Origin of the sequence: Streptomyces sp. DvalAA-14, assembly GCF_900091855.1 — a bacterium.
In the GTDB taxonomy this organism is placed as follows: Bacteria; Actinomycetota; Actinomycetes; order Streptomycetales; family Streptomycetaceae; genus Actinacidiphila.
On the sequence record NZ_FMCH01000559.1, the window covers coordinates 1 to 3,694 of the forward strand.

Here is a 3,694-nt window from a genome sequence, read left to right on the forward strand (position 1 = left end):
GTGGCCCCGGGGAGACGCGGCAGGTGAGCGGCCCCGGCACGGAGAGCGCCCGGCCCGCCGACCCGCTGCCGGGGCCGGGGCACGAGGTGCTCCACGCCCGCGACTCCCGTACGCCCGCGGGCGGTTCGCCGCTCGGGCCGGTCGGCCAGTGGTGGCTGCTGACCCGGCGCGGCGCCGAACTGCTGCTGCGCAACCGGCTGAGCGCGGCGGTCGTGCTGGGCTCCCCGCTGGTCATCGTGGCGATGTTCGCGCTGCTCTTCCGGGCCGGCGCGTTCGACCCGGCGGCGCCCAGCCCCGGTTCGGCGGCGATGATCCTGTTCTGGATCGCGTTCGGCGGCTTCTTCTTCGGGCTCACCTACGGGCTGCTGCAGATCTCGGCCGAACTGCCGGTGGTGCGGCGCGAGCGGCTCACCGTGCTGCGGCTGGGGCCGTACCTGCTGTCGAAGGCGGCGCTGCTGATGCCGGTGCTGGCGGCGGCGGACGCCGTGCTGCTGGCGGTGCTGCGCGGGCTCGACCGGCTGCCCGCGGCCGGCTGGGGCACGTACGGCTCGCTGTTCACCACGGTGCTGCTGGCGTCGGCCGCCGCGCTGGCGCTGGGCCTGCTGGCGTCGGCGGCGGTGAGCGAGCCGGGGCAGGCCACGCTGATGCTGCCGCTGCTGTGCTTCCCGCAGGTGCTGTTCTCGGGGGCGTTCGTACCGGTTCCGCAAATGGCCCGGGCCGGGCGGCTGTTGAGCGCGGCGATGACCAACCGGTGGGCGTACGAGGGGCTGGGCGGGGGCATTGGGCTGCCGCGGCTGTGGTCGAGCGGCGCCTCGCCGCTCGGGCCGCCGCTCCTGGCCTCCTACGGCGACTCGTTCGGGCGGGCGGTGTGGGTGGACTGGCTGCTGCTGGCCGGATTCGGCGCGCTGTTCCTGGCCGGGGCGTGGCTGGTGCTGGCCGGCAAGTGCCGTACGGTCGGCGGCGTTTCGGGGCGGGCGCGGCAGGCCCGGTCGGCGGCGGCCGCGGTCAGCAGACCAGCCGAGGGGTGAGGCCGGTCGGGTCGGGGGCCCGGTCGCGGTAGGTCTCGGCCAGGAAGGCGAGGAAGGCGGCGATGTCGGCCCGGTTGGAGGACAGGCCGAGCGAGACGCGGACCGCGCCGCCGGACGGCAGACCGAGCCGGCCCAGGTAGTCGTCGATGGTGCCGGTGGTGGTGCGGACCGCGCCGCCGAGCACGTCCCGGTCGATGGCGAAGGCCGCCTCGCCGGTGCCGGGATTGCAGAAGCAGCCGGTCCGCAGCGATATCCGGCGGGCCGCGCTGTCGCGGGCGATGATCCGCTCGTCGATGATCCGGCCCGCGGGGTCGAGCAGGTTGAGCGCCACCGTGCCGCCGCGGCCGGCGGTGCCGGTGGGACCGTAGATCCGGACCAGCGCGCTGCCGTCGGCGTGCCGCAGGGCGAGCAGGCCGGTCAGCAACTCGGCGGTGAGCGCGCCGACATGGCGGTGTATGGCCTCGACTCCCCCGACTTCGGTCCGGATCCAGTCCAGGCCCCACTCGATGTCGGGAATGCTCAGGTAGTTGACAGTGCCGTCCTCGAACGCGGCCTCGCCGTCGGCCATGTGGTGCCACTGGCCCTGGGCGCTGACCACGTGGATGGTGCCGCCGGAGAACCACGGCCGGCGCAGCCGGTCCAGGGCCTCGCGGCGGGCGAGCAGGCAGCCGAGTCCGGTCGGGTAGCCGAACACCTTGTACCAGCTGATCGCGACGAAGTCCGGGCCTACGGCGGTCAGATCGAGGGTGTTGGCCGGGGCGTGGGCGGCCGCGTCGAGCAGGACGTCCCAGCCCGCCTCCTTGGCGCGGACCACCCAGTCCAGCGGGTGCTGCACGCCGCTGAAGTTGCTCTGGGCCGGGTAGGCGAGCAGCCCCGGGCCGCCGCTGTCCAGTACGGCCGCCATCGCGGTGGCGTCGAGGCCGAGGCCCGGCGGCTCCAGCGGTATGTAGACGGTGTCGGCGCCGCGGCTTCTGGCGTACTCGCGCAGGCCGTTGACGGAATTGTGGTTGTCCAGGGTGAGGGCGAGCCGGCTGCCGGGCCGGAACGGGTACGCCTCGCCGACCAGCCGGCAGGCGCCGGTGGCGTTGGCGGTGAACACCACGGCGTACTCGGCGGGATCGGCGCGGAAGTGGTCCAGCACGCGGCGGCGGGCCCGGTCCACCAGGGCGCCCGACGCCTCGGAGGCGGGGCTGGCCGAGTGCGGGTTGCCGAACGGGCCGGCCGCGATCCGGTCGGCGTGCGCGCGGACCTGGGCGCGGGCGGCCAGGCCGGCCCCGGTGTGGTCGAGATAGACATGGCCGCCGTCGTCCAGATACCCGTATCCGTACTCGGCGGCGCGCAACGCGGCGAAACTGCACATGGGTCGGTCCCCCGGCTGTGGTACGCGGTCTGCCGACCAAGGATCCCACCGCCGGCGGCGGGGCGCGAGGAACGGTACGCCGCGGCGGCCGCGCCCGGCCTGCCGTCCGCGGTGGCGGTACGGGGCCGGGCGGGCGGTCGGCGGTCCGTCAGCTGCGGCCGGTCCGCCAGTGCGTCAGTGCGTCAGTGCGTCTTCGCGTCGGCGCCGACGGTCCGTCAGTTGTGGCTGTGCAAAACGGCGTTGAGGCCGCCCCAGGAGCCTTCCCGCTGCAGCACCTCGACCTTGCCGGTGGTGGAGTTGCGGCGGAACAGCAGGTTGTTCGCGCCGGACAGCTCGACCGCCTTGACGATCTGGCCGTCCGGGAGGGTGAGCCGGGTGCCGGCCGTGACGTAGAGGCCGGCCTCGACCACGCAGTCGTCGCCGAGCGCGATGCCCAGGCCCGACTCCGCGCCCAGCAGGCAGCGTTCACCGACCGATACGCGCTGCGTGCCGCCGCCCGAGAGGGTGCCCATGATGGAGGCGCCGCCGCCGATGTCGGAGCCGTCGCCGATGACGACGCCCTGCGAGATGCGGCCCTCGACCATGGAGGTGCCCAGCGTGCCGGCGTTGAAGTTGCAGAAGCCCTCGTGCATCACGGTGGTGCCGGAGGCGAGGTGGGCACCGAGGCGGACCCGGTCGGCGGCGGCGATACGAACCCCCGACGGGGTGACGTAGTCGGTCATCCGGGGAAATTTGTCGACGCCGTACACCGCCAGGTGCAGGCCCTCGGCGCGGGCCGCCAGCCGGGTGGCTTCGAGGTTCGGCACCGGGACGGGGCCCAGCGAGGTCCAGGCGACATTGGCCAGCAGGCCGAAGATGCCGTCGAGGTTCAGCTCGTTGGGGCGGACCAGGCGGTGGCTGAGCAGGTGCAGGCGCAGGTAGGCGTCGTGCGCGTCGAGCGGCTTGTCGTCGATCGACGAGATGACGGTACGTACCGCGATGACCTCGACGCCGCGGCGCGGGTCGGGCCCCAGCGCCTTCGGGGCGGCGGCGCCCAGGGCCTGCGCGGCCTGCTCGGCTGTCAGCCGCTCGGTGCCCGCGGGACCCGGCTCCGGGCGGAGTTCCGGGGCGGGGTACCAGGTGTCGAGAACGGTGCCGTCGTCTGCGAGGGTGGCCAGGCCGGTGGCGGTGGCGCCGGGGCGGATGTCAGTCATACCCCGACGCTAGCGGTTGCCCTGCGGGCCTGCGTAGGCGGCTCACGGACGCCGCGGCCCCCGCGCCGCCGGGCACACGCCCCCACCACTGACCGGCCACCCCACCCCGCCGC

At 74.7% G+C, this 3,694-nt stretch carries 3 protein-coding genes; 1 reads left to right on the plus strand and 2 read right to left on the minus strand.

Annotated features, from left to right (window positions below; all coding sequences use genetic code 11):
- Positions 1 to 1,028, plus strand: a 1,028-nt coding sequence (locus GA0115240_RS30035; protein ID WP_141709017.1) for an ABC transporter permease, incomplete at its 5' end; no start/stop codon positions are given.
- On the opposite strand, the gene GA0115240_RS30040 is transcribed toward GA0115240_RS30035, so the two are convergent.
- Both GA0115240_RS30040 and dapD read right to left on the minus strand, forming a co-directional pair.
- Positions 1,006 to 2,388 (minus strand): aminotransferase class V-fold PLP-dependent enzyme, encoded by a 1,383-nt coding sequence (locus GA0115240_RS30040; RefSeq protein ID WP_093741528.1) that lies wholly within the window; start codon positions 2,386 to 2,388, stop codon positions 1,006 to 1,008. The two genes, GA0115240_RS30035 and GA0115240_RS30040, sit on opposite strands and share 23 nt — an antisense overlap.
- 215 nt (positions 2,389 to 2,603) lie before the next feature.
- Positions 2,604 to 3,581: a 2,3,4,5-tetrahydropyridine-2,6-dicarboxylate N-succinyltransferase gene (gene dapD, locus GA0115240_RS30045; RefSeq protein WP_093741529.1), complete on the minus strand. Its 978-nt coding sequence runs from the start codon at positions 3,579 to 3,581 to the stop codon at positions 2,604 to 2,606.
- Positions 3,582 to 3,694 lie beyond the last annotated feature (113 nt).